Raw genomic sequence first — 24,377 nt, 5'->3', positions numbered from 1 at the left:
GGCTTGGCCAGCGCGAAAATACCTGCCGCATTCGTTGGTCTGCCCATGCCCACCAAGATGGCAGGCTCCTCCAATTTGGTATCTGATACACCTGTATAATAGCGTTCGTGCGGCGTGGCTTGCACGTTGTTTGGATGGATCTGCACCGTCACAGCGCGCACAAGTTCCCCAATGCGGGTCTCCTTGCCACGTCGGCTGGACGGCACTGGACCGGCGTCGCGGCCGAGTTGCGGTCTCATCCTGCGGGCGACCTCCCTGCCATCGTCCCGACCCAGATGGAAATAACCCTTGCGATCGGGCGCAGCTCGGATGCTTATGTGAGCCGGAAGGGAGCAGGAATACGGCAGCGAACGGCGGTTGAGGGCGGCACGATTTGGCTCTGCCCCGTCGGGGTCGGAGAGGACGACATCAACATCTCCGCACCGCTTGACGATATCCTCCACATCTATCTGCCTGCGGACCGCTTTGAGAGCCTCGCGGTCCAATACGGAGATAGGCGCATTCGTGCGGATTCCGTGCGCTATCTTGCCGGGGTCGAAGACCCGCTACTGGCCCAGATTGGGCTCTCGATATATCAGGAACTAATTCAGGAGAGTTCGGCGGGCCGGATGCTTGTTGAGACGGCGGCATTGGCCTTGACCGCCCGGATTGCCCAGGCCTACGGACATGATCGGCCTGACACGAGGGCTCTACTGCCCCTCGAAGTTGATTGCCCGGACCGTATTAAGCGAGCGGTCGCTTTCATTAAAGAGAACATACACCGTGATCTTTGCTTAGCTGAGATTGCGGCTGTGGCTTGCTTAAGCCCCTTTCACTTTACTCGCATGTTTAAGCGGGTTACTGGGAAGACACCTTATGGCTTCGTCAGCGAAGAAAGACTCGATTTAGCTAAAAAACTACTAAGCAACCGCACTATTCCCCTCGTTGACGTGGCACTGTCATCCGGCTTCTCAACACAGGCCGCATTTAACACTGCATTCAAACGCGCCATAGGTAAACCACCCGGAGAGTACAGGAATAATATTTCCTAGTATCGCAAATTAACTTAGCAAGATATTGTAAAAACGCCGCAATATCGAGAAATACCAAATCCTGGTTTTAATTTAAGAGTTCTTCATACTATCATGGAGAACGAGACATGCTTTATGCGCCTGTCCAAGGGATGGATCCTCAAACTCCTTCGCGGCCCGCAACTTCGTCTCCCCCTATGCCGAAGAAGCAATCCATTCATTGCGATCACTTATTAAGCACGTCCGCAACTCATATAAGCATCGGACCCAACGATTGGAGTGACGGCGTATTTATTATGATGCCGCGGAGTACCGTCGCCGCCGACCTTCGGATCGAAGGTACTAATGCGATTTTACTCCAGATTCAGACGGGCGTTAACCACAGAACATTCACGAGAAGCGAATGCGACGATCCTAACGAACGCGGCGATGCCTCGTCACCCCGATTGACGTGTGCAGGAGAGACGATCCTCCATGATCTACGCCAGCGGCAAACCTTAAAGGCATGCCCACAAACCATTCAACTCGGGGTTGATTGTCGAATTTTGAAGCAGGTTGCAGAAGATCTTACCATCTTCGATATCGATACACTGGATCAACTACATCCTGTTTGCGGGAATATTTTTGTGGACCCCATATTACATGATATTGCCGTGAGCCTCACGGCAACACTGGATCGGCATGATCAATGGTCAAAGCTTGTTCGCAAACAGTTGGTTCGTGCAGTCGCCGCTCATCTCCTAGGAACTTACACCACCCTAGCTCCTGGCTTGGAAACGGTTCGTGGCGGACTGGCTCCCTGGCAACTTCGCCGAATGCAGGACCATATCCGCGCCGACCTCTGCCGGTCCCTTCATTTGCAAGAGGTAGCGGAGATATGTGGCCTTTCCGTCAGCCACTTCGCCCGCGCTTTTCGCCAATCCACCGGTATATCACCCCATGCGTGGCTAACACGAGAGCGTATCATTAAGGCTAAGGTTATGATGCGTGAATTGAATTTGACACTAGCTGAGATCGCAATAGCGTGTGGCTTTGCCGATCAAAGTCACTTCACCCGTGTATTCGCTAAAGAACAGGGAACCAGCCCAGGACGCTGGCGTCGATTGGCGGTTGCCCGTCCTCGCTCGATTGGACAACATCAAAATTAGTGCACCGAATATCGCAACACATTGGCTAAGCACGCGCATTTATAAACGTGTTGCGTAGGAATGTGTGCAGATAGGAGGATCTACAACAGTAAATTTTCGCATCCCTCGTCCAAAATGGAGAAGCTTGCCATGATGACCAGGAGAAAACTAATTGGTGCGATCGTAGCCGCCTGAGCAATCTCACGACTTTCGGAAACCATGTCGGCATAGGAGGTGAGGCGAGCATGCAATATGGTTGTAGTAACTTGGTCAGCCCTCATTGAAGTGGTCCGCCCTTTAGGATGGCTTTTGAGTCTGGAGGACGGACAAGATGGCAAAGCACCCGAAGCCTGAGGAGATTGTCGCCAAGCTACGACAGGCGGATGTGCTGATCTCACAGGGCCAGAGCGTTGCAGATGCAATCCGCGCGCTCGGCGTGAGTTCAGTGACGTAGTACCGGTGGCGGCGTGAGTTTGGCGGCCTGAAGTCGGATCAGGTTCGACGGATGAAGGATCTAGAGACCGAGAACGCTCGGCTTAGAGCGACTAACAGAACGGCACGAAGCTGGAAGTTCAGCGTTGGTTTGGCATGGCCAGACCGCTTCTCCCCGATGATCTCTGGGATGAGATCGCTCCTCTCCTCCCGCCACCTCGGCCCCGTCCGAAGGGCGGGCGTCGTCCGATTGAGAACCGGGCCGCCCTGACGGGCATCCTGTTCGTGCTGCGCTCGGGTCTGCCGTGGGAGATGCTACCGGCCGAGATGGGCTGCGGCTCCGGCATGAGTTGCTGGCGGCGGCTGCGGGACTGGCAAGCGGCGGGCGTATGGAGCCGCCTGCATCACGTGCTGCTGGAGCGCCTGCACGCAGCGGGTGAGATCGACTGGAACCGGGCTTGCCTGGACAGCGCGTCTGTCCCGGCTAAAAACGTATGGCCCGCCCCGTCCGCAAGTGGCTGATGATCCGCTGGTCTGAGCAGTCTGCATAAACGTATCCGGCCTTTCGGCGGTGCCGTTGGCCAAGATGGAGATCCGCGCGTTCTGGTCCTCATAAAGGGGTCGGCGTCGAGCGCCATTTTTCGCCGGAGGCTTCCAGAACACCGATCGACTGTCAGGCCATCTTCCTCTCACCGCTCGCAGACATCGGAAGGCCGACGAAAGCTTCGCCGACCAAGCTCGGTTCAGGCAGCCACCGCCGCCGGCTCGTAGACGCGTTCGTGCCGCAGCAGCGCCCAGACGGTCCGGGCCATCTTGGCTGCCAGCGCCACGACGGCAGTGTTGGCGTGCGCCCGCGCCAGCAGGCCTCGTAGCCACTGGCCGATCAGCGTCTCGCTCTTGCGGAGGGTCGGCATCGCGGCCCGTGCGCCCTGGATCAGCATTTTGCGCAGGTACTTGCTGCCGCTCTTGGTGATCCCGAGGAGGCGTGGTCGTCCGCCGGTGGTGACCTGACGCGGGACGAGGCCGAGCCAGGCCGCCAGATCACGTCCGCGAGCGAAAGTGCCGACATCGCCGATCGCCGCGACCAGCGCTGTGGCATTGAGTGCGCCGATGCCTGGGATGGTGGTGAGCCGGCGAGCGCTCTCGTCGGTCCGAGCCTGTTCGGCGAACTCTGCATCGAGTGCTGCGATGCGCCCATCGAGGGACTGCCAGCGTTCCCGGACATCCGCCATCAGGCTACGCATCCGTGGTGTGAGGTCTGAGACCGCCTCGGTATCGAGCAGACTTTCCAAGCTGGCGGCGAGCTTGGCGCGTCCCTGTGGGACGATGTGACCGCGCTCCAGAAGGACGGCTCGGATCTGGTTCATCAGGGCGGTGCGTTCGCCGACGAGCTGGTCCCGCACCCGGTGCAGGGTCTGAATGTCGAGCTGCGCTTCCGACTTCAGTGTGACGAACCGCATGGTCGGACGAGTCGCAGCCTCCGCGATCGCTTCGGCGTCGCGGTCGTCGTTCTTCTGTGCCTTGACGTAGGGCCGCACATATTCCGGCGACATCAACCGGATGGTGTGGCCTTGAGCGGCGAGCGCCCGGCCCATGTGATGCGCGCCACAGCACGCCTCCATCGCGATGATGCAGGCTGGAAGCGTCGCACCGAAGGTCATCACCGTCTCGCGCCGCATCCGCCGTCGCAGGACGACCCGACCGGTCGCATCCTGCCCGACAAGGCTGCAGCTGTTCTTGCCCAGATCGATCCCGAGTATCGCAATGGCCATCGGTCCGCTCCATCACTGGTGTGAGCCACACTGCAAACCTAGCAGTGAAGCCCGGTGAGGGGCGGGCCATCCATAAAGGGGGCCTGCCACCGGCCCGAACCCGACGGACCGGGGGAAGCCGGGCACGAAGCGCCACCTCGTCACCGACGCGCGCGGCACGCCGCTCGGCTTCTGCCTGAGCGGGGCCAACAGACACGACACCGTCATGATGGCGGCCACCCTCGATGCCATTCCGCCTCTGCGGAGTGGTCGACGAGGGCGACCGCGACGCCGTCCGGACAAGCTGCACGCCGACAAGGCCTACGATGCCCGACCCCGCCGCCAGGAGTGCCGGGCGCGGGGCATCGTCCCGCGCATCGCGCGGAAGGGTATCGAAAGCAGCGAGAAACTTGGTCGGCATCGTTGGGTCGTCGAGCGTACCCACGCGTGGTTCAACCGCTTCCGCCGCCTGCCCGTCCGCTACGAGCGACGTGCAGACATCTACGAGGCCTTCACCAGCCTCGCGACCAGCCTCATCACTCTCAACCAGATCAAACGGTTCTGTTAGGCGCTCTTAGAAAGGCGATTGCGGATCTCACTCTCGACAAGCTGATCTTGCAGGAGGCGTCCCGGGGAAACTTCTGAGCCCCGCGCGCCGACGCGCCTGTGTCGAGCACATCATGCTGACGATGACCGTCCCCGAGCGCCGCGCCTGTCGGGCGCTCGGACAGCATCGCTCGACACAGCGCAAGGTACCCCGGGGCCGCGACGACGAAGAGGCGCTGACGGCTGATCTCGTGGCGTTGGCCGAGAAGTACGGGCGCTACGGCTACCGCAAGATCAGTGCGTTGCTGAAGGCGGCCGGGTGGTTCATCAACGACAAGCGCGTCGAACGCATTTGGCGGCGTGAAGGTCTGAAAGTGCCGGCCAAGCAGCCCAAGCGGGGGCGGATCTGGGACAACGACGGCTCCTGTGTTCGTCTTCGCCCGGAACACCGCAATCACGTGCGGTCGTACGACTTCGTCGAGGCCCGCAGCACGATGGGCGTAAGATCCGGATGCTCAACGTGGTCGACGAGTTCACGCACGAATGCCTGGCGATCCGGGTCGCATGCAAGCTCAAGGGGATCGACGTCATCGACGTGCTCTCGGACCTGTTCATCCTGCGTGGCGTACCGGGCCATATTCGTTCGGATAATGGGCCGGAGTTCGTCGCGAAGGCTGTGCAAGCCTGGATCACCGCGGTCGGCAGCAAAACCGCCTACATCACGCCAGGCTCACCGTGGGAGAATGGGTACGTCGAGAGCTTCAATGCTCGTCTGCGTGACGAACTCCTGAACGGCGAGATCTTCTACACACTCAAGGAGGCGCAGATCGTGATCGAAAGCTGGAGGCGTCACTACAACACCGTGCGCCCACATGCATCGCTGGGATACCGGTCGCCGGCACCAGAGGTGTTCGTGCCAGCGTTCTCCGCTTGGCCAGCTGCGCTTGCCCGACCAAGCGACCTGTGGTGGAGCGCCCAACCTTGCACTAACTTTACCCTTTACCACCTCGTGGGGGTCGATCAACACGCATCGACGTTGCCCTCCGAACAGCCCGCCGGTTACGCCAGCACGGCACGCTTCAACGGTCGAGGCGTAAAAACCGTTCGATAGCGTTTGGGTATGCCAACCCAGGCCCCGGTCGGCGATCTGGGATTGGTGCCAGCGTCTGCTTAGCTCGTCATTTCTCCGAATTTGGACAGGCAGAAAGCCGTCCAAACAAGAAAGTTGTCCTAATAATCAGAGTGTCAGCTATCGGGCTGTTTTCCCGGCACCGAGCTTCTGCAGGCTTTGGCCCCCCAGTATCGTGACCCAGACCTGCAGGTGCCGACCCTTCTCCGACTATGGATCGGCGTCGAAGCATGACCCCTCCCACAATTCTGCTTAGGTCATTGCTAAATCGAGCGAATTTTTCTGCGAGTCGGGGTCACACTCGGCGCCGATCGTGACACCACCCAAATCTCATATTTTGATGTTTTTTTCCAAAGGCTTGGCAGCGCTTCTCATACGGTCATGCTTCGACGCCGATCCACAATCAGGGTATTAGAGGTCGAAACCATCTTGTTTTCTCCGGAGTGTGTCGGCGCGTCACGCGGCGCTCCCGGCAACCGCTACCTCCGCCAATCCCAGGATAATCGATGGCGCGCTTTTGCGCGTCCACATTGAAGGTTGAGGCAGTCTTGCAAAGGTCAAAGGAAAGACCCGCCACGGCGAGAGCCGGGCGGGTGAGTGAGACGTCGTTCCGAAAGTGGAACTTCTTATCGTGGCACACGGTCCTCCAAGTGGAAAGGAAAACCGTCCCGAAATCCTACCTTGATAATCACTGTTCAGGAGAACCTGCCAGCATGTTGTGGCGGTCGTGCAGGCCGGGTCCCATGTTAGTTCTTGGTTCGGTTCCGAATCATGAAGCCGTCGTAGGTATACTCCGCAACCTGGAACCAGAGGTATTCTTCGCCGCGGAAGGCACGCAAAGCATCGATGCCCTTTTTGAAATCGAGGTTCTTGGCCGAGATCTCGGCGTAGACCTCGTTCGTGGCCTTCAGGGCGGCTTCCATGATTTCGTTCGAATAGGGCCGGAGCTGGGCTCCGGTGCCGATGAGGCGGCGCAAAGCGGCCGGGTTCCTGGCGTCGTATTTGGCCAGCATGTCGACATTGGCCGCCATCGCGGCGGCCTGTAGGATGGCCTGGTAGTTCTTGGGTAAGCTCTCCCACTTCGCTTTGTTGATGTAGAAGTGCAGTGTCAGACCGCCTTCCCACCAGCCAGGATAGTAATAGAATGGCGCCACCTTGTTGAAGCCGAGCTTCTCGTCATCGTAGGGGCCGATCCATTCTGCAGCGTCGATGGTTCCGCGCTCTAGCGCCGGGTAGATGTCGCCGCCTGCGACCTGCTGCGGCACGGCCCCGAGCTTGGCCATGACCTGCCCGGCGATGCCGGCGATGCGCATCTTCAGGCCTTGCAGATCGGCGACCGTCTTGACCTCCTTGCGGAACCAGCCGCCCATCTGCGTGCCGGTGTTGCCGCCGGGCAGCGCATAGATGTTCTGCTTTGCCATGAACTCGTTGACGATCTCGTTGCCGCCTCCGTGATAGAGCCACGCGTTCTGCTGACGGCTGTTCAAGCCGAAGGGGACAGCGGCCCCAAGGGCGAAGGTCGGATCCTTGCCCACGTAGTAATATCCGGCGGTGTGAACCATCTCGACGGTCCCGTTGCTGACCGCATCCGCCGCCTGAAAGGTGCCGACGATTTCGCCCGCAGCGAAGGGCTGAATCACAAACTTGCCGTCCGTGGCATCGGAGACGAATTTCGCGAGCACGTCGGCCGCGCCGTAGATCGTGTCGAGGGATTTCGGAAAGCCGGAGCTCAGGCGCCAGCGGATTTCGGGTGCCGACTGGGCGATGGCGGGGGCGGCGATGCTACCGGCTGCGACCGCGCCGAGACCGGCATTCTTCAGGAATTCGCGTCTCTTCATTGTTTCCTCCATTCGTTTCTTCGTTGCACCTCTGCGGTGGAGATCTCACTCCTCCGCGCGGGTCAGCCTGCGAGGCCGATCACTCGATCTTCGGTGGGCCCAGATCGATGGGCGGCGCATCGTCGCCGGGACCGGCGCCCAGCCCCTGAAGATTGTCGAGCTGCTGCTGCACCGCGGCCGGATCGACCTTGGTGCCGCTCGACTTGTAGTGCGTGACCATTCCAGGGAAGAGGATCACCAGGGCGACCATGATGCATTGAATGATCACGAAGGGGATCGCCCCATAGTAGATCTGGCCCGTGGTGATGGGCTCCATGCGCTTGCCGGTGACGCGGTCGAGATAGGGCACCTTGGCAGCGACCGAGCGCAGGTAGAACAGCGCGAAGCCGAAGGGCGGGTGCATGAAGCTCGTCTGCATATTCACCCCGAGCATCACGCCGAGCCAGATCAGGTCGATGCCGAGCTTGTCCGCCGCCGGCCCGATTAGCGGGATGATGATGAAGGCCAGCTCGAAAAAGTCGAGGAAGAAGGCGAGCAGGAAGATCAGGATGTTGACGAAGATCAGGAACCCGACTTGGCCGCCCGGCAGGTTGGTGAGCAGGTGCTCGACCCAGACGTGGCCGTTGACGCCATAGAAGGTCAGCGAGAACACGCGCGCGCCAATCAAGATGAACAGCACGAAGGTCGAGAGCTTGGCGGTGGATTCCGTGGCCTGCTTCACCAGGGAGAGGTTCAGGCGCGCCGGGTTGCGATCAAGCAGGCGCTTGATGCCCGCGAGCACGAGGGAGCCGACCGCGCCCATGGCGCCGCCCTCGGTGGGGGTCGCGATGCCGATGAAGATCGTGCCTAGCACGAGGAAGATCAGCAGCAGCGGCGGCACCATGACGAAGGTGACCTGCTGGGCCATGCGGGAGATCAGGCGCAGGCCGGTCAGGCGCTCTACGACCCCGACGACCAGTGCGTACAGCGCGCCGGCCGCGACGAGTTCGAGGACCAGGCCCCAGGTACCGCCATCGTTGGCCCGCAGGTAGACACTGAGCGCGACGAGGGCCAGTGCCAGCAGCGCGGATGCAACGACGCGCTGCGCGCCGAGGAAGCGGTTCATCACTGCGCAGACCAGCGCGACCACGGTGGCGATGCAGATCGTCAGGATGACGTAATCGGCGCCGCCCTTGGTGCCGGTCTGGGTCATCACCGCCATGCCGATCAGGGCGGAGAACAGGACGAGGATTCCAAGCTGCCAGACGCCTCGGGCACCGTTCGCCTCCCGGTAGCCGATCGCGTCCCGGGGCAGACCGGGTGCGGCCTTTGGCCAGATCAGGGTAACGAGGAGGACGTAACCGGCATACATCGCCGAGAGGACGAGACCGGGAACGAAGGCGCCCTCGTACATGTCGCCCACCGATCGGCCGAGCTGGTCGGCCATGACGATCAGCACCAGGGAGGGTGGGATGATCTGCGCGAGTGTGCCCGAGGCCGCGATCACGCCGGTGGCGACGCGCCGGTCATAGCCGTAGCGCAGCATGATCGGCAGCGAGATGAGGCCCATCGAGATCACCGAGGCCGCGACCACGCCCGTGGTGGCGGCGAGAAGCGCGCCGACGAAGATCACAGCGTAGGCGAGACCGCCGCGAATGGTCCCGAAGAGCTGGCCGATCGTGTCGAGCAGATCCTCGGCCATGCCGGAGCGTTCGAGCACCAGCCCCATGAAGGTGAAGAACGGGACCGCCAGCAGCACTTCGTTCGACATCACCCCGAAGACGCGCTCCGGCAGGGCTTGAAGCAGCGGCCAGGACAGGCTGATCGTGTCAGGCGCGTAAGGCGCGAGTTCGACTGCCACCACGAAGAACAGCAGGCCGTTGGCGGCGAGCGCGAAGGCGACCGGATAGCCGAGAAGCAGGAACACGACGAGCGTCGCGAACATGATCGGCGCGAGGTTGTGGGCGATCAACTCGGCGAACATCGGACCTTGGTGGGTTCGAGAGCTGGGGACGGACGTGTCGGTGGGTCAGGCTTACGGGACTGCCTTCGGCGCGGGTTTAGGGCCCGCCTTCGGATCGGCCTCAAAAGCCGCCTTCGCCGGCTCGCCCGCGAGTTCCGCCACGAGGCGCTCGGCCTCCGACTCGGCGGCGGCGTGGTGACCGCCCGCGCTCGTCGTATCCTCGATCCGGCCGGCGAGGATCAGCAGGCGCTTGGTCAGTTCGGAGAGCCACTGCAGCCCGAGCAGGAAGAAGCCGACGAGGATCAGCCCCTTTGCCGGCCAGATCAGCAATCCACCGGCGTTGGTGGAGACTTCGGCGGAATTGAAGGAGTTCAAGAAGAACGGCGTCGTCAGCCAGATCATTACCACCAGGAAAGGCAGCAGGAAGAACAGGTGCCCGAAGACGTCGACGAGGTCGCGGCCACGCTTCGAGAGCCGGCTTGACACGATGTCGATGCGGATATGCTCGTTGTCCTTGAGTGTCCAGGCGGCGCACAACATGAACACGGCGCCGAACAGGTACCATTGCAGTTCGAGCCACGCGTTCGAGGAGGTGCCGAACAGCTTGCGCACGATCGCGTTCAGGGTGGACACGATCACTGCAGCCACGATCGCCCACGCGGCGGCCTTACCGATCCGCTCATTGAGCACGTCAATCCACTGGCTCAAGCGGAGCATGCGCGTCCTCCTCACGGGGTCGTTATTCGACGCCCTTATAAACTTTCTAGCGCGAAGCTCCGCCGAGATCAGCACGCGTTGTGAGAGTTCACAGTCTTTGTTACAGTCACCTGCGTCTAGGCGCCTTTCCCACGCATACCCGCGTCCGCGATCCGATCGGCGTGGAACGCCAGGATGTCCATGGCAGCCTTGGCCGCCGACGTTCGTCATCGCCCGCCATCGGCGCGTTCGGCCATGACGACGGGCATCCGCAAGGGACACCATCCGCGAATGGCGAAGCTCGCCGCCGAGCATGGGGCGGACATCGAGTTTCGATTGGGCCATTTCCTTGGGCTAGCGAACGGATCGGATTGACGACTGCGATTCCCGAAACGTTTCTGCCTGCCATTCGGCGATCAGACGCTCGGACTACTGCTACGAGTGGACGGTGTTGATGTCCGCTTGGAGCTTCCAGCGACAAAAGCAGTCGCACCGCTTTCCACCCGTTCCTGTCGTACCCTTTGTCCCGCTCTGCGGCCTAAAAGCGGACTTTCCAGAACCTGCCAAGGGTCGAATGTGGTCGCTAGAAGCTGAAGGACCAAGGGAAGAGAAGGCGTTGGTCCGGGACCCTTCGAGTAGCCCGAGGTCTACCAGCATGATGCCGGCTAGTGCCTGCCCGCTCTTTGTTCTGAGCGCAGCATGTCGTGCGGAACGATTGCGCGCCCCTCACCGGAGACGGCAGCGGACCCGCGTTGGTGGTTCTTGGCCCGGTAGAGAGCTTCGTCGGCCCGTTTCATCAAGCCGCTGCGGCTCGCGATTGTCACGTTAAAGTGGCAGGCCCCGATCGTGGCCGACACGGTGATGACTCGTGCTTCCGTTTCTACATCGTGGCGTAACGTGGCGAGGAGATGCCCGAGGCGCCGTTTTAATTCGGCATCGTTAAGGCTCTCGGACAAGACGAGAGCGAACTCGTCGCCGCCTAGCCGAGCCGCAAGCCCGTCCGCTCCGCAGGAGGCCTGGAGCTTCTCGGCCATCACTCGTAGGACGTCGTCGCCGGCAGGATGCCCACAGGCGTCATTCACGGCCTTGAAGTGGTCGAGGTCGATGAGCAGAAGGACGAAGGCACTATCATTCTCGCGTACCAGCCGAATTCGCTCATCGAGAAACAGGTTGAGGCGGCTTCGGCTGGCGAGGCCCGTAAGGTCATCGGTCTGAGCGGCGTGGCGAAGGGCCTGCTCCATGGCGTGCCGGTCTGTGATGTCCTGAAGCACCCCAATCAGGGCCACCGCCTCATCAGCACGGAATTCCAGTTCGCCCTTTAAACGCACGCGCAAGGCCTCGCCTTGAGCATTACAAAAGTCGCTCTCGATGTCGAAGGACTCGCCGCTCGAGATTGCGCGCGAGACCGCCGTCTCGATCATGATGCGTCCTTGTGCCGAGTAGAAATCGAGGACTGCTTCCAGGGACACTTCGTTGCCCACTGGCATTCCATGAATGGCATAGGTCTGATCCGAGTAGGCCATGACCTTCGTGCGAAGGCAGAGTCTCCACGAGCCGATCCGGGCCATCCGTTCTGCCTGACGAAGCTGGCGGTTGCTCCGGTCAAGTGCTTCCAGTGTCCGACGGCGCTCTTCCGCGAGCCGGACGAGCGCGAAGGTATTGCTGCGGGCTGTCAGTAGGGCTTCGGCAAGCTGCGCGAGGTCCCGAAGAACCGTCATGCCAGCCTCATCCAGTTCCCGCGGCTGACGGTCTATAACGCAGAGCGTAGCCACAGCGATGGGGCCGGCACCGTGCGGGCGTTCGACGCGAATTGGCATGCCGGCATAGAAGCGAATGTGCGGGTCCCCCGTCACAAGGGGATTATGGGCAAAGCGCGAATCGACTGTTGCATCGGACACGACAAGCAGGTCGTTGGCCTTGAGTGCATGAGTGCAGAACGCGTCCTCGCGCGGGGTACCGTCGATACTCAGTCCGCAAACGGCTTTGAACCACTGCCGGTTCTCATCCACCATCGTAACAAGGGCGATGGGACATTCCAGCACTTGCCCGGCAGTCCGTACCAGGGTGTCGAACTCATGCTCGGGCGGCGTGTCGAGGATGCCGAGGCCCTTGAGGCATGCGAGCCGTTCGGCTTCACTTACGATTGCGTGCATCATTCCCCACCAATGAATCGCGCAGCTTAACACCCCCCTACCACTATGTACGGCATCTGACCGAACTACATTCAGTCCGGCAGCGACCTGTGGAAGGTCTATTCCTGGTTGTGGTCAGCGCTGCCTGGAACATCCCCTGCAGTTACCGTTTTGCTCTCTTAGTCGTGTTTTGCGGGTAAGGGGAACTTATCGGGTGCAGAGATACGGATCTTCGTTCGGTATTGGAATTGTGGCTGGGATGCGGAGCATGTCCGCGTGCGCTGCCCTGAGCTGGGCGGCATCCCAAGGGCGAACGCGGGATGTACCCATTCCCCATGGTCCAGGCTCGCGCGCAGTTGCGACAGCGGCAGCACTGGCCGAAATGGCGGGCGACAAAATGCCGTTCGCACCTGACCGGCGCATCCCTCCGTCGTTCGCATTACGGCTATGCATTGGTACGGTTGGCGGGTGGGCATTGGCTGGGCAAAGGGCATCGCCAAAAACCGGAGCAATGGCTGGGGTGGCAGGCACGATTGCCGGCACGCTCCTTGGGCGAGCCATGCGGGGGCCAGACTCACGTACGACGGCGGGTCGCTCCAAGGGCCTAGCCGAGGATGCAGCTGCCGCTGTCCTCGCGACATTTGTGGTCGCTTTGGCGGAGCGCCGTTCCGGCACAATCACGACCGCTCCCTCAACCTCCGCTCCGAAAGCGGACCCTCAAGACGAGCGCACCGCGCGACTTCGCCAAAACGTTCAGCGAGTTAACGCAGTAAGAGCTGAGGGATAGCTTTCCGCATCCGGGAATAGCCTCGATTCGACAACGGCCAGGCTGCCTCGTCCCAGGCCCGTCGTAGGCGCAGGCAACCCTCTGGTAGCGCCGTGGCGGATGGCCCGACCGGTGCCCAGGCGGTCACGACTGGTAGGCTGTCCGCCCAACCACTAACAGCAAGGCCAGCCGGGCATCCGAAAAGGGGTTCGGCTCGCGCTAGGGCATCCGCCATCGCGGCTTCATCCGCGGCCTTGACCCGGTCTGAGGCGCTCTCGGCATGGGCAACGAGCCCACCGATACGGACGACCCGCGCGGTGCCAAGGCAGAGGCTCTCCGGGTGCAGGTCGTCGAGGTGCAGGAGGAGCGCGACCTCGCTGTTGGGCATGGCATCGACCAGCGGCAACGGCATTTCTCGGGGCGGCATCGGCTCGTCGAGGGCGTCGGGGTACTCATCGAGGCCGACCGGGTCGAAGCGTCCATCAGTATAGCGACGGATATTCTCGGCGCGGGCAACGTAGTGCTTGCCCCGGGTGTGTAGGCCGGCGACCCAGCGCCAGGAGAGCGTATTGCTCGCCGGATCGCCATCGACGAGGTGGCGCATGAAGAATTCGGCACCGAGGGCCCAGGGCAGGCGCAGGGTGAAGATCCAGGTCGAGGCGAACCACATGCGCGCATGGTTGTGGAGCCACCCTGTCTCTACGAGTTCGAGGGCCCAGGCATCAAAGCAGTCGATGCCGCTCCGCCCCTCAATCGCAGCCTCATAGGTCCGCCGCAGGCCAGGCTCGACGGCGAGACGCTCATGACCCTCGGCGGCCAGCGCAAGGTACCCCGTCCAGGCGGCAAAATGGGTTTCCAAATGCCCCTTGAAGTAGGTCCGCCAGAATACCTCGCTGACGAACTTCTCGGCGCCCTCATCGCCGAAAGCAGCGACGGCCGCACCCACAACCTCGGCCTCGGTGATCAGGCGTCGGCGGAGATAGGGCGAAAGCGTCGAGGTGGTTGGCCGTGCTTCGGGACCCAGGTCGAAATTGCGAGCCCCGGCATATTCGGCTCCCTCATGTTCGAGAAAGGCGGCGAGACGTTCGAGCCCGGCGGCACGAGTCATTGGGAAACTGCGATCCATGACCATGACCTAGCGCTGGGCGGGGAGATGCCGATGCGACCTATTTTCGAGGGTCGGGGGAACTGCTGTGCGTAGGGCCGCACGCGATACAGGTCGATAACGGGCCTGAGTTCGTCAGGAAGGCGCTCGACCGCTGGGCCTATGAGAAGGGCGTCACGCTGGACTTCTCGCGGCTTGGCAAGCCGACCGATAACGCGCTGGTCTAGTCGTTTAACGGTTTGCGCGACGAGTGCCTGAACGCGAACTGGTTCGTGTCGTTGGCCGACGCAAGGAGCAAGATCGAAACGTGGCGGCGGCAGTACAACGAGAGCCGTCCTCACATAGCCCTGGGGTGGCTGGCGCCCCAGGAATTCGCGTTGGCGACGGCCCAGCAGGCCGCCGGATGAGACCCGGAGGCTCACCTTTCGACCGGACCAAGATCCGGGGGACCCTCATTCGATTTTCACGTTCTGCCCAGACTTTTCGCGTCATCAATACTGTTAGGCCTGGGCTCACGGGTTCTGCCGCTCGTCAACCATGCCTCCCCGGCACATTGCTGGTTTGACGGTTGCACCGAAACGCTGCTACGAAGCTTGCATTGAGCGCCTGAAGAAGCCGTTTGTTTATAGGGCATTAAGGGCGGTGGCGGCGAATCCCCCCCTCTCCGCCAAGTCTTCTCGCCTAGGTGAGCTCCTTCCCGGAAAGTGTCTCTGCCCATCATGTGTACGGGATTGCACACGCGTGCCGAGCCGTCACCTTACCCGCAATGGGCGGGGCCCTGTCTTCCAGATCCGGGTACCCAAGGCCTTCGATCCTGGTTTGCGGGTGGCCCCCGATTCGGGTCACGATCGGTCACGTGCCGAATTTGCGGTCGCCCCGGATCACCGATATCCTCACGGGGATGGCGCGTGACGAGTTCGAGCGTATCTGAAATAGCCGATTGAACGCCGCCGACCTGTTGTCACTCGCAGGCAGATCGAGAACCGCCTGACGGGCGCGATTCTGGCGCTGCTTGGTCTCACAGTTCTCGATTAATGCGCGCTGCCCGAGGATACTCGCGAGCCCGCCGTGGACGCCGTCTTCGATGCCTCGAGCCACTTCGGCTGCACGCGCACGATGAGCCAAGTGCCATCGACCTGCGGGCCCTGGATGGAGGTTCCGGTTGCGTCAGCATTTCGAGGCGAAAATACCGCTCGTGCAATGCTTGGCATGAACCAAGTCGTGGCCGTCCCGCGACCCGGCCCTGTCATGACTGAACTCGCGGCTATCAGAGCCATTTTAAGCTGACTGTTTTAACGAAAGAGTACGGCCGGACTGAGCGGGGTTCTGCCCGACTACTTGACGATAAATCATCGGCAAGGCGGACGTAAACGTTGAGCAGATATTTGTATCTTCGCAGCCATTCGCGTCACGGATAGAGCCCCGTTCGGCTCGTCACGGGTTTGCGTAAAGGTAGGCTGCGATGTCCCGAGCCTGCGTTTCCGATATTCCCGTGATGGGCATCGCGGTTCGCGGGTTCAGGGATTTCGGGTCGACGATCCAGCGAACGAGGTTCTCGGGCGTATTCGTGACCACGCCACCGATATAGACGCGCTCGGCCAGCCCGCGCAGAGGCGGGCCAACCCGGCCGCTGGGGCCAGCGACACCCGGAACGTCATGGCAGCCGGCACAGCCATAGGTGATCATCAGGGCCGGTGCACGTGCGGGATCGCCGCCGGTCAGTCCCTTGGCGAGGTCCACCCGAGCTTGCCCGCGCTCGATCCGATGCACGACGATTCCCGCCACGGAACCGATGGCGGCGAGACCGGCGGCAAGGACGATCCATCTACGTCGCATAGGATCGCCGCGTGGGACTTGGGTGCCGTGTGGAACTTGGGTGCCGTATCCAGAGCCCCATCAGGATCAAGGCGGCAGCCGTATAGACCAGACCGGCGGGAACCCACATGACGAGCCCGGCCAGCTGCTGGTCCTCCAGGGGGGTGAGTCCCCATTCGGCGGCGGCAGCGGTTTGGCGTGGATACCAGAGACGGGGCGAGACCGTGAGCAACACGCCAAGCAGACCGGTATGGAGGCTCGTCAGGAACAGGTAGACGAAGGCCGCGCCAAAACCGCGGCGGCGTGCCGGTCCTCGCAACAAGGTCCACCAGAACATCAGGGCCGACATCAGGAAGCTGACATGCTGCAGCCAATGCGCGAGCGGGCTGACGAGAACGAGGTCGTACACTCCCGGCATATGCCAGACCCAGAGCGCAACGGCATGAATGAGCGTCGCCGCCAGAGGTAGGCTGACGACGCTCCAGGCGCCCGCAAGACCAAGCCGTCGCGGCAGTCGAACGACCGGTCCGCGCCAGCGGGCGGGCAAGGCCCAGAGCATAGCGCTTCCAGGCCGCGCCAGCACGATCAGGGGCGCGGCGATCGCCATCAGCAATTCGTGCTCGATCATATGCGCCGTGAACAGGCGCTCGCCGAGCCAATGCAACGGTGAGAGCAGTGCGAGGGCGAGCACCGTCCATCCCGACCAGAAGCACGCGACCTGCCAGCGTCGCACACCGCGCCCGTGGCCGGCCCGGCGCCACAACCGGACGGTCCCGATGAGGAACAGGATGGCGCTGCCATAGAGCGGCAGGATGACCCGCAGATCGCTGGTCCAGGCCGCGCCCGTAGCCCAGAGTTCGCCGAGATCGCCGCCATGAGCGGAGGCGCTGCGCGGAAGGAGCATGGTGGCGAGCCCGAGGCCGATCGCGGCGGCAGGTCGGCTCATCGCTCGCATCCATCAAACACGATCCCGGCGACGCCGTGGACCGCGATGACCAGGGCGAAAAGAAGGGAGACCAAGATTCCGATGATTGCGACCAGGCGATGTGGTCGTCCGCCCTCGGGCGAGTCGAGGGGAGGCACCCTCGACGCATCGGGCGTCGGAACGGTCCCGATACGAGCCGCCCCGGACCGTCCGAACGCTCGCCAGGACAGAAAGGCGCCCGCGAGACTGAACATCATCAGCGGAAAGGCGACGAGCGGCACGGCCCGTAGGCCATGGGCGCAGGTCCAGGGAACCATCGCGTAATTCGCCTGCGTGCTCACGAGCCAGGCCGCCGGGCCCGCATAAAGGCCGGCCGATGGGAGCCCGCGCGCGAGCAGTTTCCGTACGGACGACGTCACCACCTGGGGAGCCAGTACACGACGAGGTAGATCGGCAGCCACGAGGCCACGACGAAATACCAGTAGAAGGCATTGTCGCTCACGTCGCTGAAACGTCGTCCCTTGGCGGGGCCCTTCGCATGGTGCGTGAACATCAGGACGGTGAGGACGAGGGTGTCGCCGGCATCGGTGACGAGATGCGTCAGGTGAAGCGCGAGCAGGACCCAGGTGATCGAGCCGTAGGCGTTCTGGTCCCAGCGGACACCCAGACCGGCGAACTCGTAGAGCCGCAGGCCGAGGGCGGCGAGCGCGATGAGCGACATCAGGATCAGCCCTCGCCGGACGCGGGGAAGATCCTCGTGATGGGCATCGCGATCGACGATGGCGTTGGGCCACAGGCTCGCCAGCAGCAATGCCGTGTTGAGCGTGCCCGCCCAATGATCCGGCGCTACGGGTGCGAGCGGCCAAGCCTGGTTCTGCTGGACGAGGTAGAAGTAAGTCCCCAGCGCCAGTGCGAAGGCCATTCCCTCGGTGACGAAGAAGCCGAGGGTGCCCCACCACATCGGGCTCTTGGGCCCGAACCCATAGGTTGGAAGTTGCGAGAGGTCGCGGACGATGCGCGCCGGCGCGACGGCGGAAAACGGCGGGTCGCGAGGCGGGAGGGTCATTCCTCGTCCTCCGGCGTATCCTTGGGCCAGAACCAGGCGATGAGGGCCGCGGCGATCGGGATCGCTCCCCAGAGGACGGCGTAGGGCGTGAAGATCGACCCGATGAAGGTGGTGCCGACGACGAGAGCGGCGACCAGCGGCCAGATCGAGGGGGCGGGCGAGGTCTCGCGCAGTTGCGGCTCGGCCTCCGACACGCTGGTGACCACCAATTCACGGTAGCGCGTGCTCAGTCCCGTCACCACCGGCAGTCCCTGCCGCTCCGCCCAGAGCGGCTCGCGATGGGTCACGAAGGGAATATGGTCGAAGTTCTGCGGAGGCGGCGGCGAGGCCGTGGCCCATTCGAGCGTGCTGGCGCCCCAGGGGTTCGGGCCCGCCACCGCGCCATGACGAAGGCTCGCGACGACATTCCAGAGGAAGACCAGGAAGCTCGCCAGCAGCAACAGGGCGCCCGCCGTCGAGAGCATCTGGAGGTTCGCCCATCCCATCTCGGGACCGTAAGTATAGACGCGCCGCGGCATACCCATCAGCCCGCTGATGTGCATCGGAAAGAAGGTGATGTTGAAGCCCGTGAAGGCGAGCCAGAAGTTCCAGGCGCCAAGCCGCTCCGACAGCATCCGGCCGGTGAATTTCGGGAACCAGTAGTAGATCGCCCCGAGGAGCGGAAAGACGTTGCCGCCGATGAGCACGTAGTGGAAATGCGCCACGACGAAGTGGGTGTCGTGCACCTGGGTATCGATCGGCACGGAGGCGAGCATGATGCCCGAGAGGCCGCCCGCCACGAAGATGAAGAAGAAGCCCATCACGAACAGGAGCGGTGTGCGCCAGATGGGGCGTCCATCCCACAGCGTCGCGATCCAGCAGAAGATCTGCAGCCCGTTGGGGACGGCGATCAGCATGCTGGAGGCGGTGAAGAAGGCCGCTCCCAGTTGTGGGAGTCCCGTCGTGAACATGTGGTGGACCCACAGCCCGAAGGAGAGGAACCCGGTGGCGACCAAAGAGAGGACGAGGGCGAGGTAACCGAAGATCTCGCGGCGCGCGAAGGTCGGGATGATGGCCGAGACGAAAGCGGTTCCCGGCAGGAAGATGATGTAGACCTCGGGGTGGCCGAAGAACCAGAACAGGTGCTGATACAGCAGCGCGTCACCGCCCTCGGCCGGGTTGAACAGATGCGTTCCGATCAGCCGGTCAAGGATGAGAAACGTCGAGGCGATCATCACCGCAGGCAGCGCGAAGATGATGATGAAGGAGTTGATGAACAGCGCCCAGACGAAGAGCGGAATACGGTCGAGGCTCATGCCCGGCGCGCGCTGCTTGAGCACGGTGACGATGATCTCCACCGCCACGCAGAGTCCCGACAGCTCCGTGAAAGTGATCATCTGCGCCCAGACGTCGGCGCGCTTGCCGGGCGAATATTCGGGACCCGCCAGGGGGACGTAGGCGAACCAGCCGACATCGGGGCCGATGTTGAGCAGGAAGGAGATCCACAGGAACATCCCGCCCGACAGGTAGATCCAGTAGCTGAAGGCGTTGAGGCGCGGGAAGGCGATGTTGCGGGTGCCGACCATCAGCGGCACGAGGTAGACCGCCATGGCTTCCCCGATCGGCACGCCGAACAGGAACATCATGGTGGAGCCGTGCATCGTGAAAAGCTGGTTGTAGGTGTCGGGCCCGACGAACTTGCCCTCGGGCCGCGCCAGCTGCAGGCGCATCACGATGGCGGTGAGACCGCCCAGGAACAGGAACAGGAAGGCAGTGGCGATGTAGCGGCGACCGATCACCTTGTGGTCGACGCTGGAGAGCCAGCCGATGATCCCCTCGCGGGTGCCCCATATCCGGGCAAGCCGAGCGGTGAGGGCCGGGCCCTCGCGCGCCACATCGGGCGGGTCGCCGATGGCGGTGGTGGCCTCGCTCATTTGAGGCCCTCGAGGTAAGCCGAGATAGTGTTGATCTGATCGGGGTCGAGCTTGACCAGAGGCATGTTCACGCCCGGCTTGATGCCGTGCGGGTCCACGATCCAGGCCGCGAGATTGCCGCGGCTCATCGGTAACGTGGCGGCGCCAAGCGTGCTGCGCGAGCCCAGATGCGTGAGATCCGGGCCGATGCGGCCGGCGGCCCCCGTCCCGCGAATCTGGTGGCACATGGAGCAGGGGGCGGCAGTGAAAGCGGCCTCGCCTGCGCTGGCATCGGCGCTCGCCGGCTCGATGCGGGGTCGGACCTGCGCGTCCCGCCAGCGGCCGAAGGCCTCCGGCTCCTGGGCGATCACCAGCATACCCATCTTGGCGTGCTGCAGGCCGCAGAACTCGGCGCATTGGCCGCGATAAGTCCCCGCACGGTCGGCGGTGAAACGGAGGGTGGTGCTGCGCCCGGGGATGAGGTCCATCTTGCCCATCAGGCTGGGGACCCAGAAGGAATGAATGACGTCCGTCGATTCGAGCTTCAGCAGAACTGGCACGCCCACCGGCACATGAATCTCATTGGCGGTGGTGAAGCTGCGGCTGGGATCCGCACCTTCGTATTCGAGCTCCCACCACCATTGATGGCCGAGCACCCGAATGGTCAGGCCAGGGTCCTCGGACGCGGACAGACGCCGCTGCCCGGCATAGCTGAGGCCGGTCAGGACCAGCACGACGAGCCCGGTGGCGACGGCCAGTCCGGCCACGAGGGCGGCTGTCCGGTTTTCACGACTGAGATCGACGCCGAGCGGATCGGCATCAAGAGCGCGGCGCGCCCGCAGGCTCGCAAGCAGCGCCAGCATCACCGCGAGCCAAATCGCGAAGAGGATTCCGGTGAAGACCCAGAACAGCCAGAGCAGGTCACGGGCCTGGGGGCTGACAGGGTTCAGGGGGGACTGCATGAGGTTGCAGCCGGTCAGAGGCAGGATGGAGACCAGGGCCAGGCCATGCCGGGCGGGGAGCGACGCGCTCATTGCGGCATCTGCCCGGACGGCGGGACAATGCCGCCGGAGACCGGTGGGCTCGGGCTGGTCCTGTTCTCGGAAGGGTGCGGGTGCAGAGTGTCGCTCCGGGCGGGTGCTGCGCTCGCCGGAGCGTTGCCGCTCATCGACCGGACATAAGCGGCGAGTTGCCAGATCTGGTCTTCCGTCGCCCGTCCCCGGAAGGACGGCATGCCGTTCGGCCGCCCTTCACGCAGCGTCTGGACGATGTTCTCGATGGAGCCGCCATAGATCCAGCGATCGTCCATCAGGGCGGGACCCATGCCGCCGCCGCCCTGGCCGTGGCAGCCGTTGCAGTTGAACCAGGTGAACAGCTTCTTGCCCTGGCTCATCTGGTAGGCGTTGCCCTCGAATAGCCGGGCCTTGCCGCTCGTCTGGACCATCGGCCCGGGCTCTCCGGGCGAGAGCCCGACGAGGGCGACCTGCTCCTGGCTTTCCGATCCGACCGGGCTCGGCCGAGCCTCCCGCTCCTCGCGTTGGCAAGCCGTCAGAACGAGGGCGACGAGGATCAGCGCGGGCAGACGCGCCGTCATCGCGCCGCGACGGGTTGCGCGACCGCCTCCTCGGCACGGGGCACGTGGTACTCGGCCAGAATCGCGTCGATCTGCTGGCGACGCCCGGCGAGCGACGCGCCGACTTCCTGGCGGAGCGCCTCGTCCTCCCGACGCAGGCCCATGACGATGTCGAAGACCATCGGACGCATCGGGCCGTCGGTCAGCGGCGAGACCGGTGTGACTCGCAGCCGGACATCGGATTGCGCCGCGAAATACCCGGCCATCGGCCCCCAGGCGATCGCCACATCGATCTCGCCCTTCGCCACAGCGTCGATGATCCGAGCCGGCGGGTTGGGCTCGGCGTAATCGCCCGTCAGCACGAAGCCGCGGACGTTGTCGGTGAGGCCGCGCCGGGCGAGGGCCTGGCCGGGCGGAGTGGTCGCCGCATCGTTGCCGGCCAGCTGCACCCCGATCCGGAGGCGGGCCAGGGCCGGGTCGTCCAGGGAGGCGACCGCCGGCCCATCCGCACGCGACACGAAGACGTAGGCGGAACGATAATACGGCCGCGTCGGACGCAGTCCCCCGAGCCCCACCGGCATGCCGGGAACGAGATCGCATGCCCCGGCACGGATCGTGTTGCGTAGGAAGCCGCGCCGCTGCGCCCACCACGTATAGGCGACGGTCGCCTTCAGATCCCTGGCGATGAGTTCGACGATGCGGTTCTCGAACCCTTCACCGCGCTCGTTCGAGAAGGGCAGGTTGTTAGGGTCCGCGCAGACCCGCAGCTCACGCGCCTGTGCGCCGGATGCAGCAACCATCGCCAAGCAGCAGAGGAGGGCTGCTCCGCTCTTATGGGAGGGCGAAATCATAGAGCATTCCCCCCTTGGTGGTGGCCTCCTTGAGGTCTCGCATGGCGTTGAGGAAGCCGAGGGCACCGGTGCCGTCGCGCGGGTCGAGATCGGCGGAAACGACGACGCCCGGCCAGCCTCCGACGCCGGACAGGATCGCCACGTGCTGGCGCCCGTCCGGACCCCGATAGGTGGTCGGCTGCCCGATGATCCCGGAGCCGGTCTTGAACTGCCAGACGACCTCGCCCGTCCTGGCGTTCACGGCTTTGAACCAGCCGTCCATGGTCCCGTAGAAGGAGACGTCGCCGGCGGTGACGAGGGTTCCGCTCCAGACCGGGAAGTTTTCCTTGATCGACCAGGCCGCACGTTCGTTGGCGACGTCCCAGGCGGTGTAAACGCCCCGGTGGCCACCGGGCCCCGGCTTCATCCGCGTCTCGGAGCCGAGATAAGGCGTACCGGCGATGTAGTTCGCCTGCATGTGCTCCTCGTCCATGCAGAGATTGGTATGCGGCATGTAGAGGAGGCCGGTCTTGGGAGAGTAGGCCGAGGGGCTCCAGTCCTTGGCACCGGAGGCGTTGGGGCAGATGTCGCGCATCACCTTGCCCATCTCGGGCTTCTTCTCGGGAATGTATTGCAGACGACCGGTTTTCAGATCGACGCCCGTCGTGGTCGTGATGGCGTGGAAGGGCTTTGCCGAGAGAACCTCGCCGGTCACCCGGTCGAGGATGTAGACGTAGCCGTTGCGCTCCGGCCGGACGAGCACCTTCCTGGGCTGCCCTTGCCAGGTCATGTCGAGCAGGATCTGCTCGTTGATCCCGTCCCAATCGTAGAGATCGTGCGGGCTCCACTGGTAGAACCAGCGCGCCTGACCCGTTTCCGCCTCGCGCGCGAAGATGCCGGACGTCCACTTGTTGTCGCCGGGCCGCTGGTCGGCGTTCCAGGGACCGGGATTGCCGGTGCCGTGATAGAGGAGATCGAGATCGGGGTCGTAGGAGAGCCACCCCCAGACCGTGCCGCCGCCCTGCTCCCAGGCCTGGGGCGGCCACGACGTCACCCCGAGATCCTGGCCCTTGTCCATGTCGTAAAATGGCTTGAACGCAGGCCCGATCAGCACGTCCTTGTCCGGCCCGGTATTGAAGGCCTTCCAGGCGACCTTGCCGCTTTGCTGGTCGAGCGCCTGGATCCAGCCGCGCACACCGAATTCGCCGCCCGAATTACCGACGAAGACTTTGCCCCTGGCGACGAGAGGCGCCATCGTCATGGTCTCGCCGATGTGGATGTTACCGACCTTCGTCTTCCACGCCTCACGCCCGGTCTCGGCATCGACCGAGACGACGTTGCCGTCGAGGGTGTTGAAGAAGACATGGCCATCCGCGAAAGTCGGCCCGCGATTGACCACATCACAGCATGCGACGCCCTGGGCCGCAGCCTCGGGCTTCGGATTGTACTGCCATTTCAAGGGCGCGCCCGGCTTCGTCAGGTCCAGCGCGTAAAGGATGTTGGGGTAGGGCGAGAGGACGTACATCGTCCCGCCGATCACGAGCGGTGACGATTCCTGACCGCGATTGACGCCCACCGAGAAGGTCAACGTGACGCGCAGGTTTCCGACGTTCTCCGGCGTGATCTCGGAGAGTTCACTGTAACGGGTGCTCGCGACATTCTTGGCCGGCATCGTCCATTGGCCGTCGTCGGGAGGCGCTGCGGACGAAGGCGGAACCGGAAATACCTTGGCGGAGCCACTCGGTTGAGCCGATGCGATCGTACCCTGGGCTGATCCAGGCGTCCCCGGCGTCCAGAGGGAC

17 protein-coding genes and 6 pseudogenes are annotated in these 24,377 nt (G+C 63.2%); 8 read left to right on the top strand and 15 right to left on the bottom strand.

The window, feature by feature from the left end; all coding sequences use genetic code 11:
- Positions 1–134: 134 nt before the first annotated feature.
- From ACYQML_RS01460 to ACYQML_RS01445, 4 genes and pseudogenes are all read left to right on the top strand, one after another.
- Positions 135–1,031, top strand: a complete 897-nt coding sequence (locus ACYQML_RS01460) for a helix-turn-helix domain-containing protein (protein ID WP_461234474.1) — start codon at positions 135–137, stop codon at positions 1,029–1,031.
- Between the two features lie 176 nt (positions 1,032–1,207).
- Complete coding sequence (locus ACYQML_RS01455) at positions 1,208–2,158, top strand: AraC family transcriptional regulator (protein ID WP_461234473.1); 951 nt, start codon at positions 1,208–1,210, stop codon at positions 2,156–2,158.
- Between the two features lie 310 nt (positions 2,159–2,468).
- Positions 2,469–2,678 (top strand): annotated as a pseudogene (locus tag ACYQML_RS01450) (transposase); the annotation flags it as partial.
- Between the two features lie 47 nt (positions 2,679–2,725).
- Positions 2,726–3,058, top strand: a pseudogene (locus tag ACYQML_RS01445) (transposase); the annotation flags it as partial.
- A gap of 254 nt (positions 3,059–3,312) precedes the next feature.
- Here the strand turns inward: ACYQML_RS01445 and ACYQML_RS01440 are convergent.
- A complete protein-coding gene (locus tag ACYQML_RS01440) occupies positions 3,313–4,341 on the bottom strand; it encodes an IS110 family RNA-guided transposase (protein WP_461234472.1) in 1,029 nt (342 codons plus the stop codon).
- 79 nt (positions 4,342–4,420) lie between these two features.
- Here ACYQML_RS01440 and ACYQML_RS01435 point away from each other — a divergent pair.
- Together ACYQML_RS01435 and ACYQML_RS01430 are read left to right on the top strand one after the other, a co-directional pair.
- Positions 4,421–4,888: pseudogene (locus tag ACYQML_RS01435) on the top strand (IS5 family transposase); the annotation flags it as partial.
- Positions 4,889–4,893: 5 nt separating this feature from the next.
- Positions 4,894–5,856 (top strand): annotated as a pseudogene (locus ACYQML_RS01430) (IS3 family transposase); the annotation flags it as partial.
- A gap of 885 nt (positions 5,857–6,741) precedes the next feature.
- Here the strand turns inward: ACYQML_RS01430 and ACYQML_RS01425 are convergent.
- From ACYQML_RS01425 to ACYQML_RS01410, 4 genes are all read right to left on the bottom strand, one after another.
- The gene (locus tag ACYQML_RS01425; RefSeq protein WP_461234471.1) at positions 6,742–7,833 is read right to left on the bottom strand and encodes a TRAP transporter substrate-binding protein; all 1,092 of its coding nucleotides are present in this window, start codon (positions 7,831–7,833) and stop codon (positions 6,742–6,744) included.
- Positions 7,834–7,912: 79 nt separating this feature from the next.
- Positions 7,913–9,796, bottom strand: coding sequence for a TRAP transporter large permease (locus tag ACYQML_RS01420; RefSeq protein ID WP_461234470.1), 1,884 nt, complete (start codon positions 9,794–9,796; stop codon positions 7,913–7,915).
- A gap of 51 nt (positions 9,797–9,847) precedes the next feature.
- On the bottom strand, positions 9,848–10,492 hold the full coding sequence (locus tag ACYQML_RS01415; RefSeq protein WP_461234469.1) for a TRAP transporter small permease subunit: 645 nt from the start codon (positions 10,490–10,492) through the stop codon (positions 9,848–9,850).
- Positions 10,493–11,136: 644 nt separating this feature from the next.
- On the bottom strand, positions 11,137–12,627 hold the full coding sequence (locus tag ACYQML_RS01410; protein WP_461234468.1) for a diguanylate cyclase domain-containing protein: 1,491 nt from the start codon (positions 12,625–12,627) through the stop codon (positions 11,137–11,139).
- A gap of 190 nt (positions 12,628–12,817) precedes the next feature.
- Between ACYQML_RS01410 and ACYQML_RS01405 the strand changes: the two are divergent.
- Positions 12,818–13,270, top strand: a pseudogene (locus tag ACYQML_RS01405) (hypothetical protein); the annotation flags it as partial.
- Between the two features lie 94 nt (positions 13,271–13,364).
- Here the strand turns inward: ACYQML_RS01405 and ACYQML_RS01400 are convergent.
- Entirely contained in the window at positions 13,365–14,477 is a 1,113-nt protein-coding gene (locus ACYQML_RS01400; protein WP_461234467.1) for an FAD-binding domain-containing protein, read from the bottom strand.
- A gap of 95 nt (positions 14,478–14,572) precedes the next feature.
- Here ACYQML_RS01400 and ACYQML_RS01395 point away from each other — a divergent pair.
- Positions 14,573–14,881 (top strand): annotated as a pseudogene (locus ACYQML_RS01395) (integrase core domain-containing protein); the annotation flags it as partial.
- Positions 14,882–15,908: 1,027 nt separating this feature from the next.
- On the opposite strand, the gene ACYQML_RS01390 reads toward ACYQML_RS01395, so the two are convergent.
- The 9 genes from ACYQML_RS01390 to ACYQML_RS01350 are packed head-to-tail and all read right to left on the bottom strand — an operon-like array spanning position 15,909 to position 24,334.
- Positions 15,909–16,310 (bottom strand): c-type cytochrome, encoded by a 402-nt coding sequence (locus ACYQML_RS01390; protein WP_056454188.1) that lies wholly within the window; start codon positions 16,308–16,310, stop codon positions 15,909–15,911.
- Positions 16,300–17,235, bottom strand: a complete 936-nt coding sequence (locus tag ACYQML_RS01385) for a cytochrome c oxidase assembly protein (protein ID WP_461234466.1) — start codon at positions 17,233–17,235, stop codon at positions 16,300–16,302. Before ACYQML_RS01385 ends, ACYQML_RS01390 begins: the two co-directional genes overlap by 11 nt.
- Positions 17,232–17,633 (bottom strand): hypothetical protein, encoded by a 402-nt coding sequence (locus ACYQML_RS01380; protein WP_461234465.1) that lies wholly within the window; start codon positions 17,631–17,633, stop codon positions 17,232–17,234. Before ACYQML_RS01380 ends, ACYQML_RS01385 begins: the two co-directional genes overlap by 4 nt.
- Complete coding sequence (locus ACYQML_RS01375) at positions 17,630–18,280, bottom strand: cytochrome c oxidase subunit 3 (RefSeq protein ID WP_461234464.1); 651 nt, start codon at positions 18,278–18,280, stop codon at positions 17,630–17,632. The genes ACYQML_RS01380 and ACYQML_RS01375 overlap by 4 nt, the downstream gene beginning before the upstream one ends.
- Complete coding sequence (gene ctaD / locus ACYQML_RS01370; protein WP_461234463.1) at positions 18,277–20,193, bottom strand: cytochrome c oxidase subunit I; 1,917 nt, start codon at positions 20,191–20,193, stop codon at positions 18,277–18,279. Before ctaD ends, ACYQML_RS01375 begins: the two co-directional genes overlap by 4 nt.
- Complete coding sequence (gene coxB / locus ACYQML_RS01365; RefSeq protein WP_461234462.1) at positions 20,190–21,206, bottom strand: cytochrome c oxidase subunit II; 1,017 nt, start codon at positions 21,204–21,206, stop codon at positions 20,190–20,192. The genes ctaD and coxB overlap by 4 nt, the downstream gene beginning before the upstream one ends.
- The gene (locus tag ACYQML_RS01360) at positions 21,203–21,766 is read right to left on the bottom strand and encodes a c-type cytochrome (RefSeq protein WP_461234461.1); all 564 of its coding nucleotides are present in this window, start codon (positions 21,764–21,766) and stop codon (positions 21,203–21,205) included. Before ACYQML_RS01360 ends, coxB begins: the two co-directional genes overlap by 4 nt.
- Positions 21,763–22,596: a substrate-binding domain-containing protein gene (locus ACYQML_RS01355; RefSeq protein ID WP_461234460.1), complete on the bottom strand. Its 834-nt coding sequence runs from the start codon at positions 22,594–22,596 to the stop codon at positions 21,763–21,765. The genes ACYQML_RS01360 and ACYQML_RS01355 overlap by 4 nt, the downstream gene beginning before the upstream one ends.
- Positions 22,577–24,334: a PQQ-dependent dehydrogenase, methanol/ethanol family gene (locus ACYQML_RS01350; protein ID WP_461235635.1), complete on the bottom strand. Its 1,758-nt coding sequence runs from the start codon at positions 24,332–24,334 to the stop codon at positions 22,577–22,579. The genes ACYQML_RS01355 and ACYQML_RS01350 overlap by 20 nt, the downstream gene beginning before the upstream one ends.
- Positions 24,335–24,377 lie beyond the last annotated feature (43 nt).

Source organism: Methylobacterium sp. CM6244, from assembly GCF_054817885.1.
The sequence above is the reverse complement of the archived record's forward strand: the minus strand, read 5'-3'. Positions and strand labels throughout refer to the sequence as shown.